Genomic DNA, 15,333 nt, shown 5'->3' on the forward strand with positions numbered 1-15,333 from the left:
GAGGTGTCAAAATGAGCTCTTTCAAATTTAACAATGAACGTAAAAATTATATCCAAATTGCAAAAAGTTGGAAAAGACCAACTTGGGCACCATTGAAACGGAATTTTCTAAGTACCCCAGGATATCCAGGAGCAAGATTATTAAATACACAAACAGAGATGCGTGTTTTATCAATTCCTGTAGGAGTCATAGTTCCTGATGATACTGATTTAGAAATGTTAAAAGAAGAAATTGCAAGTTGGTTAATAACGGATCAACCAGTAGAGCTTATTTTTGATGTAGAACCAAATAGAACATATTTAGCGGTTGTGGATGATAGTTTTGATCTAGATGAATTTGTAACACTTGGAATAGGAACTCTTACGTTCATTTGCCCAATGCCATATAAGTTAGGTCCTGTACAAAGCAAAACCCTTGCTATTGAGAACAGTGACTTAAAGTCTAACTTTATTAATAAAGGATCTGTAGAGTCTAATCCAATTATTGATATAACTGTAGGGGCAAAGAGTCCTTTTCTTGATGTATGGAATGGTCTAGAATACTTCAGACTTGGTTATCCAGTCTCGGTACAGACGGTTGTAGTGTCTAGAGAGGAACGTATTTTATGGGACGAAATGACTGACTTAACTAAATGGACACCTTACACTCAAAAAATCGGTTATATTCAGCCAGCAGGTAGTTTTAAAGTATGGCAAGGTTACGCATTCTATGCTGAAGATTATGGTAATGGTACCGCATGGCATGGACCTGTAATGACTAGAGCAATTCCTCAAGATGCTACTGATTTTATTTTAGATTGTCAATTTACAATACGTTCTAATAGAGTTGGTCAGATGGGTTCTGTAGCTGTATTCCTTCTAGGAGACAATGACGAAGTTATGACCATGCTAGATTTAACAGATTACTACAATACCATGCAGAACATTAACACTAGAGTTGGTGTAGGTTGGATGGAATCTGAAGTCAATAAAGATAACTATAGAATTATCGAATCTACAGGTGGTATTCGTGAAGGATCGTTCAATGACTTTAGAGGTCATTTGTCAATGAAACGCGAGGGAAACAAGTGGTTTGCTAAAGCATCTAAATACAGAACGAATACAGAGATTGATAACGATACTGAATTAGATTATTGGATAGACGTAAGTAATACATCAAAATATACAAGTATGAAGCCAAAGAAAATAGCTGTAGCAGTTACTAAATACGGAAATAATGATGCGATGGAAGTCGCGTTTGTTGAAGACGTTAAGTTTTACAAGATTAATCATTTCGATAAAGATGTAACACCTTATATTTTTGATATAGGAGATAAAATTCAAATAGATACAGAAAGATCATTAGTAACAATCAATGGAACAAATGCAATTGCACTAAAAGATATATTTAGTTCATTCCCTGTTATAAAAAGGGGGAAAAATGAAGTTATAATACGTCCAGCAAATGTAGGAATAGCAAAATTGACGTATAGGGAGCGATTTAGATGAGTGCACCAAGTGGAGACTTACATGTTGTTGATTTTAAAACAAATCAAATCGTTTCAGCTATACAAACTAAAGACTATTGGGATGACAAACGACATTGGGAAATCAAAAATAATATCGATACTCTAGAGTTTAGGGTATTTGAGAATACAGATCATGCAGCAACACTTGTACAACAAAATTTAGTACTAAAAGAAGTACGCGGTGGTAGAATCGTTCCTTATGTCATTACAGAAACGGAAAAGGATTCTAAAGATAGATCATTAATGGTTTATGCATCTGGTGAATGGATTCAGCTTGCTAAGGCAGGAATTATTGAGCCGCAAAAAATAGAAAGTAAAACATTGAAACAATGTATGGAAATAGCTCTTAAAGGAACGAAGTGGAAAATAGGTAAAACCGAACATGATGGAGCGCATTCAATGGTAATTGAAGAATTTACTGATCCATTGGATTTGCTTAAGAAAATTGCCGCTTCATTTGAATTAGAAATTCAATATCGTGCTGAAGTTGTGGGTTCTAAAATTGTTGGACGCTATGTGGATATGGTTCAGAAACGAGGGCGAGATACAAGAAAAGAAGTAACCTTTGGTAAAGATTTAATAGGAATTAAACGAATTGAGAACTCTCAAAACATTTGTACAGCCTTATTGGGTTTTGTAAAAAAAGAAAATGGAGAATTTATTACAATCTCATCCATAAATAAGGGCGTTCCTTATCTTGTGGATGATGCAGCTTACCAACGCTGGAATGAGAACGGAAAACATAAATTCGCTTTCTATACTCCGCAAACAGACGATCAAAATATGTCTCCAGAAAGACTTTTAACTTTAATGAAAACAGAAATGAGTAAGCTTGTGAATGCTTCCGTTTCTTATGGAGTCGATGCACAAAATATAGCAAGAGTACCTGGTTTATCACATGAAGAAATCAATGAAGGAGATACAATCCGAATTATAGACGAAGGGTTTACACCTAAGTTGTATCTTGAAGCTCGTGCTATTGCTGGTGATGAATCTTTTAAAGATCCTACACAAGATAACTATGTATTTGGTGATTATCGTGAAATCGTTGATCAAAATGACGAGTTGCGCAGATTATACCAAAAGATACTAAGTTCATTGTATGACAAGGTTCCGCAAGAGTTATTTGACCAATTAAATAATAAAGTAAAAGAACAAAACAAAGACATCATTGATGCTAAAGATAAAGCTGATCAGGCTCAAAAAGAAAGCCAAACAGCAAAAGATTTGGCAGAAGCAACACAAAAATACATGGATCAAAATCTTGTAGATATTGTTGAAGGAGTTAATCCACCCACCGCTAATCTTAAATCAAATAAAACGCTATGGCGTGATATTAGTAATGGAAAGCCTGGTATTTTAAAAATATGGACAGGTGTAGTGTGGGAACCTGTTATTCCTGATACAGCACCATTGCAGCAAAGTATTAAAGATGTTAAGAAAGATATTGAAACAGCTAAAACGGAATTAAATCAAAAGGTTCAAAGTGTGGAAGGTAAAGCGCAAGAGATAGCTGGACAAATAGTGGATGTTCAAAAGCAAGTTAATGGAAAAGTGGATCAAACATGGATTAATACACAGTTAAAAGATAAAGCCGATAAATCTGGAGTGTTTACAAAAGAGGAAATTAACAATGGATTTATTGGTAAACAAATCTATGAAACTGATAAGAATGGTAACGTTAAAAAGTTCCAAGATATTAATATATCTATGGATCAAACGAATGAAGCTCTTAGACAGAAAGCGGAGAAGTCAGAGCTAACGAAAACAAACGACGATTTAACTAAACTACAAAACAAAACAAATGAAATTGAAACAACAGCAAGTGGCACAAAACAAAAGTTAAGCGAACTAGAAACCACTGTTGAAAATACAGAAATCAGTGTACGTAACCTAGTTCCAAACAGCGCAATCAAACAAACATCAAGTGATTACGGTTTCGGATTCAGAATCACAACTATTGATCTAGTTGCAGGTGAAACATATATCTTAATGGGAAATGGTCGAGTAGACCAACAAGCACTAGATGATGGGAAATACCTAGTTATTTACATCTATGAACCTACTTGGAAGTATGTTAGTAAAAACTTTACGATAAAAACATTAACTGATTCCACAGGATACACATTGTTCACCCCTACGTGGACTGGGAAATATATGGTTGCAAGTTATTTATCCCCTACTGGTGGAAACCGTTTAGGTAAAGTTACAACAAATTGGGTCGCTTTATACAAAGGTAATGTTCCGATGGGGTGGTCGCCTGCTCCCGAAGACCAAGTTACGACAACTGATTTTACTAAAAAGACAGTAGAAATTGAGACGACTATTAAAGGGATTAATACCTCTGTTTCTAGCATACAAAGCGAACAAGGAAAGCTTACAGAACGTTTGACGAAATCAGAGCAAACCGCAGATGGATTTAAAACTTCTATTGAATCGTTAACTAAAAAAGATACTGAAATTAGTAATAAATTAAATACGGTTGAATTGACTGTGGAAGGTACGAAAAAGACGATTTCTGATGTACAACAAACAACAAGTGAGCTTAAGAAAACAACAACTGAAATTAAAGAAGAAGCAGGAAAAGTCACCGAGAAGTTGAGTAGTGTTGAGAAAAAGTTTGATGATATGAAGTTTAGCGGACGTAATCTTCTGTTAAATACAGGTGGTACACTTAAATCTGACACTGGAACTAACATTTCAAATACTGATTTAAAATCTTTTAAATTTGTTCCTGATACTTTCGAAATGATTAGAGGTCAAGAAGTTGCTCTTTCTATTACGGCTAGAACACAAGCTTTTTCGAAGGGAACACCTAGCCCTTGGATTGGTATGGAATTATCAGTGACATATGAAGATAATGAGCAAGTTTGGCTACCTATTCGTATAGAAGACAAAGTTGCTACCTCTCAAGGTTGGGTTCGTTATTCTGCTGTTGTTACCATAAAAAATAAAGCGATTAAAACTGGTTTTCTAAATAGTTTAATTCGAAATGTAAAAGGTATGGTTGTACTTAAAGAATGGCAAATTGAAATTGGAAATAAAGCAACTGAATATAGACCAGCGGCAGAAGATCAAGTAACAACCGATGAATTCACCAAGAAAACAACCGAAATTGAAAAAAGTGTGGATGGTGTAAAAACTACTGTATCAACTGTTCAAAAAGATCAAGGTACAATGCAAACTACCTTGAATCAAGTTAAACAAACAACAGATTCTAATGCACAAACCATTACAACTCTATCGCAAACACAGGGCAAACAAGGGGAGATTATTCAACAAAACACAACCGATATCACACAGTTGAATAATCAGATTAAATCTAAAGTTTCTGAGACTCAAATGCAAAATTATGTAGGTGGATTAGGTTCTACTAATATGTTACTTAATACTGCGTTTGAAAAGAGAGACATAGATAAGAACTCCGGTGCAATTACCAGTCGTACTCCTAGCTTCGATAAATGGATAGTTCCTGCTGGAGTAACTGTAGATGTTGCGAGACATCATGACGGCTACAACTCTGCAAAGATTGAGAAGACAGGACAAACCGATCCTGTATATGCGGGGATTAATCAAATAATACCTGTGACAAGCAGGAGTGGTGTCTATGTTTACTCAGCATGGTTTTACACAGATAATAAATCATTGTTTGAAGGACAAGGTGGAGTCATTAAAATGCAACTGTGGAATGGTAACACAGCACTAGACCACGTACAAACAGAGCTTGAGCCACTATTAGTAAACGGCTCTTGGGTATTCGCAAGCGTTAAATTAGGAATGCCAAACAAAGACGTAACTCATATTAGAGCAGAGATATGGGTACGTAAAAACGGTAGAATGTGGGTTTCTCAACCAATGCTACAACAAGGATCAACTCCTTCTACATTCATGGAAAACCCTAAAGATATAGGAAACTATGATGCTCTAGTTGGTGAGATTGCTAAAAAAGTAGCTACTAGTGATTTCAACAATAAAGTCAATCAAATGGAGACGACAATTAATCAGCAATCTAACCGAATTGACTTAAAGGCAGAAGCTACAAATGTTTACACGAAAACAGAAGCGGACGGTACATTTGGAAGCAAAGCTATTGTAGAATCTCATAGTTCTCAGTTATCTGTAATGAGTAATGAAATTAGCACAAGAATTAAAGCTGGTGAAATAGCTTCCGCAATTAACCAAACAGCTCAAGCTGTATTGATTCAGGCTAGGAAGATTTATCTTGACGGATACATTGAAGCAAAACACTTAAGAGCTCAAGAATTAGTAGGGATTACTATCAAAACAGCACCACAGGGTTCTAATAATAACCACATCCGCTTAAATGCACAGGACATGACTTTGTATGGAAGTGGCGCTAATCGTGCTTATTTGGGATTTATGGAGACGCCAGATGGAAGTATTCAACCTTCACTCGTCCTTGGTTCTGACAATATTAAATACAGGGGTACGGGATCGTTTTATATTTATCAAGTCATGCCGCGAATTAATGGAGTTGATCAACCTTCTAAAGCGTATGCAAAATTTGGGGTTTCTAAAGGAGAAAATGCAGAAGGAACTAACATTTGGTCAAATTATATTCAAATGCAGAATGACGGTGGACATCTGAGCGTATATTCAGATGGACAATTTCGTTTTAAAAACTTGAATGATATTATTTTTGAATCTGAAGGATGGGCTCCTGGGTACGGCAAGTTTATAGTGACGACAACAGAGCCGCATTATTTTAAAAATAACTATGGTGAGTTTCATTTTGATAGAAAAGGTACTGGGAACAGTATATACTTTGCCAATGGCGTTAATGATCATGATTTAAACATGGGAAGATTAATGCTAAGAGCAAGTCTTGTATCAGGCTATGATATGAATTTACAAATTAAAGATGTGTATGGTAATGGATGGCGAGATATAGAATTAAGAACGCTGCGAGCGCAAGAAAATGTAAATGCCAATGGTCAAATGTGGGCGAAAGCATTTAATCCTACATCAGCTAGGAATATGAAAGAAAATATAAAAGATATTCCTTTCTCAGCTCTTGATAAAATCATGAGTTTAGCTATCAAACAGTACAACTTCAAGGACGATATGTATGATCTGTATCAAATGCGTGTGAACAAACCGGAAGAAAAAACAGAACCATATACAACAAAAGAAATTGAAACGTATTTCGGTATGATTGCAGATGATACGGACGATATATTTACAGATAAAGAGAAACGAGCCATTAATTTATATAATACTGTTTCTATCTTTATTGCAGCTTTCCAACAGCAGTATCATGAATTTAACGAAGGGTTAACTACTGTTAAAGGTGAGAATAAACAACTAAAAGAGCAGGTTGCGACACTAACAAACAATGTGTCTACATTAACAGAATTAGTACAAAAATTAATAAACGGGAAACCAGAGCAGCCATAAGCTGGTCTTTTTTTATTATCTAAAAAAGGAGAGGAAAAGATGGATCGTATTGATGTATTATTAAAAACCTTTATTGCCACTTTTGGTGGCTTCTGTGGGTATTTCTTGGGAGGATGGGATGCAACATTGAAAGTTCTAGTAATCATGGCAGCTATCGACTATATCACAGGAGTAGTCGCAGCAGGATACAACGGAGAGCTAAAAAGTAAAGTTGGTTTCAAAGGCATCGCCAAAAAGGTGGTGCTTTTTCTTTTGGTTGGAGTGGCGACCCAGCTAGATGTGGCACTTGGAAGCAATAGTGCTATTCGTGAAGCGACTATTTTTTTCTTCATGGGCAATGAGTTACTTTCGCTTTTAGAAAACGCTGGTCGTATGGGAATTCCCTTACCTTCAGCGTTAACAAATGCAGTTGAAATTTTAGGTGGTAAACAAAAACAAGAAGAGAAAAAGGGAGATGTTCAATAATGGAAATCAGAAAAAATTTAGTTGATGCAAGCAAATATGGTACTAAGTGTCCTTATACAATGAATCCAGAATTCATTACTGTCCACAATACTTATAACGATGCTACAGCGAATAACGAAGTGGCTTATATGATTCGTAATGACAACCAAGTATCGTTTCATATTGCAGTAGATGATAAAGAAGCTGTACAAGGAATTCCTTTAGAGCGCAACGCTTGGCATTGCGGTGATGGTGGCGGTAACGGAAATCGTAAATCTATTGGAGTTGAAATTTGTTACTCTTTAAACGGTGGAGATCGATATTATAAAGCAGAAGATAATGCAGCTATCGTTGTAGCTCAACTCATGAAACAGTACAATATTCCAATTGGTAAAGTTCGCACACACCAATCATGGAGTGGAAAGTACTGTCCTCATCGTATGTTAGCAGAAGGACGTTGGAATAGCTTTATTGAAAGAGTCAAAAATGCATATAACGGTGGAGGTATTCCAGTAATGCCAACTCCTATTCCACCTTCAAACGATGGTGTAAAAGTTGCTTATATTAACGGTGATAACGTGAATTTACGAAAAGGTCCAGGTACTGGATACGGAGTTATTCGTCAATTGGGTAAAGGTGAGTCCTACCAAGTATGGGGTGAGTCAAACGGATGGTTAAATCTTGGGGGCAATCAGTGGATTTATAATAATCCATCATACATTCGTTATACAGGAGAAAGTGCACCAGCGCCTTCTAAACCTTCAAATGATGGCATTGGTGTAGTAACTATTACAGCTGATGTATTACGTGTTCGTACTGGTCCAGGAACTAACTATAGCGTCGTAAAAAATGTGTACCAAGGTGAAAAATATCAAACATGGGGATATAGAGATGGTTGGTATAATGTTGGCGGCGACCAATGGGTTTCTGGTGAATATGTGAAGTTTGAAAAATAAAACATATTACTATACAAAAGAATAGTTTTATGAATAAAAATTATTATCTGGTTCTATATGTAGATAATTATATATTGATTTTCATCTTTATAAATGTTAGGGTAAATATACACCGTTTCTTATTTATCTATGAGTACTGTCTGTAGAACGAATAGAATAAATTGAAAAAGATCCCCTGATGCATTCATATGCAGAAGGGGATCTTAATTTTTATGAGATTTAAAATTTACTTTTAGATAATGCTTTAAGTACTGGCTTTACAATTAAACCTATTAAACGAAAGCCTTTAAATATAGAGCGTACAACTTTCATGAAGATGCTCCCCTTAAATTAAAGGACATATCTTATTCCTTTATTTCTTTTATTGCGTTTAGTGAATCCTTAAAGTATGCCAAACCATCCATTACAGATTGTTCATACCCTTTAACCTTTTCTTTATCCCTTTCGTCTAAGCCTGAAAACATGCCGGCTACTGCCTTTTGATATATTGTTAAGGAATCTATCAGTCCGATTTGTAAATCTGTGTACTCCTTAGGTGGGTGAAGAGATTTTATCTTGTCAGCTTGTACTTGTACTTTATCATACTGCGCTTTTAATTCGTCTTTATTTGTCAATAGTGTTTTATCTTTTTCAATTATTGGTTTCGTTGCGCGTAATTCAGATTCAAACTTATTAGCAAGTTTATACACTGTCTCTTGATACTCTTTTATAGTACTGAATCTCGTATTGTCTTCTATCTTGTCTTCCTTTTTAATTACATCTTTCTCTTTGCTTACTTCTTTTTTACTAGCTTCTTCATCTTGTATTTTCTTCTCTAACTCGTCCTTTTCTTTATGTAGTTTATCTACTTCTTCATTTAACGATTTTATAACATCCTTATCAGATCTTGTTTCAGTTTTCTTTTCTGACTCTGCTACTTGTAAGTTATCAGTTTTCTTTTCTTTTTCTATGTCATTATTTGAACAACCTATCGCTGATAACATGATTGGAAGTGCTAAACATATTAGTTTCTTGTTTTTCATTTCTCCTACCCCTTTACTTCCTACTTTGTAGATTCCCTTTATACTCTATTGTTTACGTTTTTATACAGCTTACTTGCTTCTTTAGCGTTTCCTTGCTTTCATTACTACTTCACTTTCTAATTCCATCATTTCAAATGTATCACCGTTAAAGGATAATACCTTGAATTCCGCATATGGTGGTAAGTCTATACCTTCTTTCTCTGAGCCATGCTCTATAAACTTCTTATACTTGAAGGTAATTTCTTTCTTAATCCCGTCATACTTCCATTCACCTATCATATGAGTTTGATTACGCTCTTCCTTGTTTTCACTCTCATACATGAGGAAAGAACCATCTTTCTTTAAGTCAAAACCTAGATTAAATTCACCATTTCGATATGTACCCCAATCAGCTACTAACTCCTTACCGTTTGCAGAGATATTAACAGTCCCTTCATCAGAGTCTTTCTTTTCTTTTTGTTTCTTATCCATTGCTTTCTGTTTTGCCCCAGGATAATCTGCTTCAAAATCTTCGAATAAGGTTTCCAACAAACGAGGTCCGTAGTTTACATCATTCATACCTTTTTCTAGTACTTCTTTTAGTCTTACAGTACCAATTCTACCGTCGCCGAACTTTCTAATATCTTCTTCTACTCTATTTAATCCTTCTCTACTCTTTGTTACAGCTTCTTTAATTAGGTACTCCTGCTGCTCTTCATACTTTTTCGGTGGATTCATGCTTTCTAAATCATCCAATACAAGTCTCGTATCCGTAATGGCATCTATTGTAGGCTTTGTAATTGATTCACCATCTTCCATCATAGATTTAGCTTTTGCTTTTATACTATCTATTTCTTGTTGTAAGTCTAAACGTAACTCAAATGCACGATTGACATATTCTTTTTCGGATAGTTTATTTGTACTCTTTTCTTTCTTATCTATATCATCTGTAGGAAAACCTTCTGTATCGTCTTTACCAGAGGATTGTTTGCCTGTATCTGTTTTCGTTTCTTTACTGTATGAGTCTAATTGTATGTCTTTTTTCGGTTTAGACTTTTTTTCCGCTTCTTCCTGCTTAGCCTTAATAGTTGCTAATGCACCTCTTAGTTGTTTTTCAATCTCTTCATCACTATAATGCATTTTTTTCATATCTTCTATCATTTTATCTGCTTTAAACTCTTTGTCTACCTGTTTAAACTCTGATTGAGTAAGTCCGTATGTTTCTGTTGTACAAGCAGATAATAAAATGATAGGTAAAGCTAATGTTATAAGTATTTTTGCTTTCATTATGAATCCCCCTTGATAACTAAAGCTTTCTTATTTCAATGTTTTTATTGCTTCTATAAACTTGTTTGAAGCCTCGTTCGTTAGGTTTAATCCTCTCATAAACTCTTCGCTTGCTATGTTGTCTATGCTAGTATATTGAATACTAATTGCATCTTGCATAGTCTTCATTGAGTCTAAAATAAGTTTATGAGTTTCTTCTTGTTTATAGGCTGGATCATGACTTGGTTTCAAGTTATCATACTTCTTTGTTACGTTTCTTAAGTATAATAGTGCGTTTTTATAACTATCTTTTGAAACACTTAAAGTGCTATCTTTAGTAACTATCGTAGATAGTTCATTCATGGCGCTTTCTAGTTCTTTGTTTAAGTCAAGTACAGAAGTTTTATAATCTACTGCTACTTGCATTTGGTTCTCCTTAACTGGAGTTTCCTTCGTTGAATCCTCTTTAATTGTAGTTTCTTTCGCTGTACTATCTTTAGGGTGGTCTTTAGACATATCACAACCTACCCCTAATAACATAAGTGGAAGTGCTAAACATATTAGTTTCTTTGGTATCATTATGTATACTCCTTTTTGAAATTATTGTAATTAATTAACATATGGAACCATACCATAAATTACATAAATAAGATATATAAATTTTTGTCTTTAAGAAAAATTTTTGAGTGTTTTACCGATATGAAAACGTGTATTATGCTTTAGAGAATTTCATATCATATGCTTTTTAAAAATTTCTCCCTTATCCCATCCTCAGTGTTTGGGATTTTTTATGCTTATAAAGGTTGAGGAACAAAATAGAAATTGACTACACAATTAATGTAATACCGTGAAATTTGTTTATTGTATTAATGAAGATTTCGATATACATGCTTGGAAATGAAAATAAATTTACAGACTGTGAAATGAATATATAATAGAAGAAAAAAGAAATATTTCTATTGTCATTACCCTGTTGGCGTCAACCTCATGCGCCTAATGGCCACAAAAAATATCTATTTCGTCCCATTCGGTCAAGATGCGCCAGAGAAAAAACCGAACTCAATGGTAGCTCGTATGGAGTTACTGGAAGATACAGTATTAGAAGCGCTGCAAGGAAAGCAATTGCAACCGGTGGTCGTAGAAAAATTCAGATATATGAATTAAAAAACGAAAAAAAACGGACAATTTTTGATGAAACCATCATTCTTACTGTAGAATATGATAAAATTAACGTTATTAAGATTAGAAGGGGTATTGTATACTCCTTCTGATTCTAAGTTATAGAAGGATTGGTATCTAGAAAGGGGCATAGTGATGGAAAAGCAAAAAACTTTTCATGTCGCTGTAGTTGGAGCAACCGGCGCAGTTGGTGAACAAATGTTAAATACTTTAGAGAAACGAGAATTTCCAATCGGGAAATTAACGTTACTTTCATCTAAACGATCTGCAGGTAAGAAACTTGTATTTAAAGGCGAAGAATTTACAGTTCAAGAGGCAACTCCTGAAAGCTTTGAAGGAGTAGATATCGCACTATTTAGTGCTGGTGGATCTGTATCGAAACAATTAGCGCCAGAAGCAGCAAAACGCGGTGCGATTGTTGTTGATAATACAAGTGCATTCCGTATGACAGAAAACGTGCCACTTGTTGTACCTGAAGTAAATGAAAACGACTTAAAAGAACATAATGGTATTATTGCAAATCCAAACTGTTCTACAATTCAAATGGTAGTAGCTCTTGAGCCAGTTCGTCAGCAATATGGTTTAAAACGAGTAATCGTTTCCACATATCAAGCTGTATCAGGTGCTGGTGCGGCAGCTATTGAAGAACTTCATGAACAATCACAAGCAATCTTAAATGGCGAAGAAGTTAAGGCAAATGTTCTTCCTGTATCAAGTGATAAGAAGCATTTCCCAATTGCTTTTAATGCGATTCCACAGATTGATAAGTTCCAAGATAATGGATTTACATTTGAAGAAATGAAAATGATTAACGAAACAAAAAAAATTATGCATATGCCTGAATTAGAAGTAGCGGCAACATGTGTACGTTTACCAGTTGTATCAGGACACTCTGAGTCTGTTTACATCGAAGTAGAAAAAGAAGGCGTAACAGTAGCAGAATTAAAGAGCTTACTTGCAAATGCGGAAGGTATTGTTCTGCAAGATAATCCAGAAGAGCAGTTATATCCAATGCCAGCTACTGCAGTAGGTAAAAACGAAGTATTCGTTGGAAGAATCCGTAAAGATTTAAATAACGATAAAGGATTCCATCTTTGGGTCGTATCTGATAACTTATTAAAAGGCGCTGCATGGAATTCTGTTCAAATTGCAGAGCGCTTAGTAAAATTACAATTAGTGTAAACGGCTAAGAGAAGGTGCAAAATATGAAAATAATTGTTCAAAAATTTGGTGGCACATCAGTACGTGATGACAATGGACGTAAGCATGCGCTTCATCATATAAAGAAATCGTTAGCTGCTGGTTATAAAGTAGTTACTGTCGTATCTGCTATGGGTCGTAAAGGTGAACCATATGCAACGGATACGTTATTAAGTCTTGTAAATCAAGAGGAATCTACTATTTCTAAACGTGAGCAAGATTTATTATTATCGTGCGGAGAGTTAATCTCTGCAATTGTTTTCTCTAATATGTTGAATGAGAACGGTATAAAAGCAGCAGCATTAAATGGTGCACAAGCTGGTTTTGTAACGAATGATGACTTTACGAATGCAAAGATTATTGAAATGAATTGCGATCGTATACATGAAGAGTTAGAAAATGTAGATGTAATCGTCGTTACAGGATTCCAAGGGCAAACGAAAAAAGGTGATACGACAACACTTGGACGCGGAGGTAGTGATACTTCAGCTTCAGCATTAGGTGTTGCACTTCATGCTGAATACATCGATATATTCACTGATGTAGAAGGTGTTATGACTGCGGATCCTCGTATTGTAAAAGATGCACGTCATCTTCAAACTGTAACGTATAACGAAATTTGTAACATGGCTTATCAAGGTGCGAAAGTCGTTCATCCACGTGCAGTTGAAATTGCGATGCATGCAAAAGTGCCACTTCGTGTACGTTCTACGTATTCTGATAGTGAAGGTACGCTTATTTCAGCATATGACGGTGCTACAAGAGGTCGTGATGTAGAAGAACGTCCTGTTACAGGTATCGCCCACGTATCAAACGTAACGCAAATTAAAGTGCTTGCAAAAGAAACGGCATATGATTTGCAACAACATGTGTTTAAAGAGATGGCGAACGAAGGAATAAGTGTCGATTTAATTAATATTTCACCTACTGGTGTAGCATATACGGTGAGTGATAATGTATCAAGTCATGCAGTTAAATTATTAAAGAACCTTGGATATGAGCCAATTGTGACAGAGCATTGTGCGAAAGTATCTATCGTTGGAGCTGGAATGGCAGGATACCCAGGGGTTACTGCGAAAATCGTTACAGCTTTAGCGGAAAAAGGTATTCAAATCCTGCAATCGGCAGATAGTCATACAACAATTTGGGTTCTTGTAAAAGAAACTGATTTAGTGGAGGCTGTAAATGCATTACATAGTGCGTTTGAGCTTTCAAAAGAAAAGCAACTGGAACAATAAGGAGTGAGACCATGATAGATTTTGGGACAATTGCAACCGCGATGGTAACACCGTTTGATATAAACGGGAATATCGATTTTGCAAAGACAACGAAATTGGTAAATTATTTAATTGATAACGGTACAACAGCAATCGTGGTAGGAGGAACGACAGGAGAATCTCCTACATTAACTTCAGAAGAGAAGGTAGCGTTATATCGCCATGTCGTATCTGTTGTCGATAAAAGAGTGCCCGTAATCGCTGGAACAGGTAGCAATAATACGCATGCTTCTATTGACTTAACTAAAAAGGCAACAGAAGTTGGTGTGGATGCAGTAATGCTAGTAGCACCGTATTATAATAAGCCGAGTCAAGAAGGAATGTATCAGCATTTTAAAGCAATTGCTGAAAGTACGCCGCTTCCGGTTATGCTATATAACGTTCCAGGACGATCTATTGTACAAATCTCCGTTGATACAGTTGTTCGTTTATCAGAAATAGAAAACATTGTTGCTATTAAAGATGCCGGCGGCGATGTGTTGACAATGACAGAAATCATTGAAAAAACAGCGGACGACTTTGCGGTATACAGCGGTGATGACGGTTTAACGTTACCGGCTATGGCAGTTGGGGCTAAAGGTATCGTTTCGGTAGCATCTCATGTTATCGGAAATGAAATGCAAGAAATGATTACAGCATTTCAAGCAGGAGAGTTTAAAAAGGCACAAAAATTACATCAATTACTTGTAAGAGTAACTGATTCGTTATTTATGGCGCCAAGTCCAACTCCAGTAAAAACAGCGTTACAAATGGTTGGATTAGATGTAGGTTCTGTACGTTTACCACTTCTTCCATTAACAGAAGAAGAAAGAGTAACGTTACAATCTGTAATGCAATCTATTCCTCGTTAATAAAAATGACCTAGTGTGAAACTAGGTCATTTTTTTATTGATATGAAAATGTTTGAATCTGTTTTAAAGTGAATCTTTTGTAAAATGATTTTAGGATCGCCTTTCTCGTCTGTATATGACCCTATAATATAGAAAACATTTTATGTTGAAAACGAGTATATTACGCTACGCGTTCTCTACTTGTTAAAGTATGATATTGTTCTTTCATTAATTTGGTTCCAACATCTTTTTCTC

At 35.5% G+C, this 15,333-nt stretch carries 10 protein-coding genes and 1 pseudogene; 8 read left to right on the plus strand and 3 right to left on the minus strand.

Features of this window, described 5'->3' with window-relative positions; translation table 11 throughout:
- The first annotated feature begins 11 nt into the window (after positions 1 to 11).
- Genes AC1Q8M_RS20340 through AC1Q8M_RS20355 form a run of 4 tightly spaced genes read left to right on the plus strand, consistent with a single transcriptional unit; the run spans position 12 to position 8,325 of the window.
- Positions 12 to 1,487 carry a distal tail protein Dit gene (locus AC1Q8M_RS20340; protein WP_492334184.1) on the plus strand — a complete coding sequence of 492 codons (1,476 nt, stop codon included), beginning with the start codon at positions 12 to 14 and terminating at the stop codon, positions 1,485 to 1,487.
- Positions 1,484 to 6,925: a phage tail spike protein gene (locus tag AC1Q8M_RS20345; protein ID WP_492334185.1), complete on the plus strand. Its 5,442-nt coding sequence runs from the start codon at positions 1,484 to 1,486 to the stop codon at positions 6,923 to 6,925. The genes AC1Q8M_RS20340 and AC1Q8M_RS20345 overlap by 4 nt, the downstream gene beginning before the upstream one ends.
- 39 nt (positions 6,926 to 6,964) lie before the next feature.
- Positions 6,965 to 7,390, plus strand: coding sequence for a phage holin family protein (locus AC1Q8M_RS20350; RefSeq protein WP_098292245.1), 426 nt, complete (start codon positions 6,965 to 6,967; stop codon positions 7,388 to 7,390).
- Positions 7,390 to 8,325, plus strand: coding sequence for an N-acetylmuramoyl-L-alanine amidase (locus AC1Q8M_RS20355; protein ID WP_492334186.1), 936 nt, complete (start codon positions 7,390 to 7,392; stop codon positions 8,323 to 8,325). The genes AC1Q8M_RS20350 and AC1Q8M_RS20355 overlap by 1 nt, the downstream gene beginning before the upstream one ends.
- Positions 8,326 to 8,669: 344 nt before the next feature.
- Here the strand turns inward: AC1Q8M_RS20355 and AC1Q8M_RS20360 are convergent, their stop codons facing one another.
- The 3 genes from AC1Q8M_RS20360 to AC1Q8M_RS20370 all read right to left on the minus strand — a co-directional run bounded on the left by AC1Q8M_RS20360 (position 8,670) and on the right by AC1Q8M_RS20370 (position 11,171).
- Positions 8,670 to 9,347, minus strand: a complete 678-nt coding sequence (locus AC1Q8M_RS20360) for a DUF7018 domain-containing (lipo)protein (protein WP_098289973.1) — start codon at positions 9,345 to 9,347, stop codon at positions 8,670 to 8,672.
- An 81-nt stretch (positions 9,348 to 9,428) separates the two neighbouring features.
- On the minus strand, positions 9,429 to 10,613 hold the full coding sequence (locus AC1Q8M_RS20365) for a DUF3994 domain-containing protein (protein ID WP_492334187.1): 1,185 nt from the start codon (positions 10,611 to 10,613) through the stop codon (positions 9,429 to 9,431).
- A 30-nt stretch (positions 10,614 to 10,643) separates the two neighbouring features.
- Positions 10,644 to 11,171, minus strand: coding sequence for a hypothetical protein (locus tag AC1Q8M_RS20370; RefSeq protein ID WP_000612422.1), 528 nt, complete (start codon positions 11,169 to 11,171; stop codon positions 10,644 to 10,646).
- Between the two features lie 396 nt (positions 11,172 to 11,567).
- Here AC1Q8M_RS20370 and spoVFB point away from each other — a divergent pair.
- The 4 genes and pseudogenes from spoVFB to dapA form a co-directional block, all read left to right on the plus strand.
- A pseudogene (gene spoVFB / locus AC1Q8M_RS20375) lies at positions 11,568 to 11,756 on the plus strand (dipicolinate synthase subunit B); the annotation flags it as partial.
- 150 nt (positions 11,757 to 11,906) lie between these two features.
- A complete protein-coding gene (locus AC1Q8M_RS20380) occupies positions 11,907 to 12,953 on the plus strand; it encodes an aspartate-semialdehyde dehydrogenase (RefSeq protein ID WP_098855699.1) in 1,047 nt (348 codons plus the stop codon).
- Between the two features lie 23 nt (positions 12,954 to 12,976).
- A complete protein-coding gene (dapG, locus tag AC1Q8M_RS20385) occupies positions 12,977 to 14,209 on the plus strand; it encodes an aspartate kinase (RefSeq protein ID WP_000692450.1) in 1,233 nt (410 codons plus the stop codon).
- 11 nt (positions 14,210 to 14,220) lie between these two features.
- Entirely contained in the window at positions 14,221 to 15,099 is an 879-nt protein-coding gene (dapA, locus tag AC1Q8M_RS20390; protein ID WP_000564763.1) for a 4-hydroxy-tetrahydrodipicolinate synthase, read from the plus strand.
- The last annotated feature ends 234 nt before the right edge of the window (positions 15,100 to 15,333 follow it).

This window comes from Bacillus sp. GW823-FHT06A10 (genome assembly GCF_058795375.1).

Bases quoted from the DNA above. Each gene is read 5' to 3' on its own strand.
- AC1Q8M_RS20340 (WP_492334184.1), top strand. From the start codon at position 12: ATGAGCTCTTTCAAATTTAACAATGAACGTAAAAATTATATCCAAATT.
- AC1Q8M_RS20345 (WP_492334185.1), top strand. From the start codon at position 1,484: ATGAGTGCACCAAGTGGAGACTTACATGTTGTTGATTTTAAAACAAAT.
- AC1Q8M_RS20350 (WP_098292245.1), top strand. From the start codon at position 6,965: ATGGATCGTATTGATGTATTATTAAAAACCTTTATTGCCACTTTTGGT.
- AC1Q8M_RS20355 (WP_492334186.1), top strand. From the start codon at position 7,390: ATGGAAATCAGAAAAAATTTAGTTGATGCAAGCAAATATGGTACTAAG.
- AC1Q8M_RS20360 (WP_098289973.1), bottom strand. From the start codon at position 9,347: ATGAAAAACAAGAAACTAATATGTTTAGCACTTCCAATCATGTTATCA.
- AC1Q8M_RS20365 (WP_492334187.1), bottom strand. From the start codon at position 10,613: ATGAAAGCAAAAATACTTATAACATTAGCTTTACCTATCATTTTATTA.
- AC1Q8M_RS20370 (WP_000612422.1), bottom strand. From the start codon at position 11,171: ATGATACCAAAGAAACTAATATGTTTAGCACTTCCACTTATGTTATTA.
- AC1Q8M_RS20380 (WP_098855699.1), top strand. From the start codon at position 11,907: ATGGAAAAGCAAAAAACTTTTCATGTCGCTGTAGTTGGAGCAACCGGC.
- dapG (WP_000692450.1), top strand. From the start codon at position 12,977: ATGAAAATAATTGTTCAAAAATTTGGTGGCACATCAGTACGTGATGAC.
- dapA (WP_000564763.1), top strand. From the start codon at position 14,221: ATGATAGATTTTGGGACAATTGCAACCGCGATGGTAACACCGTTTGAT.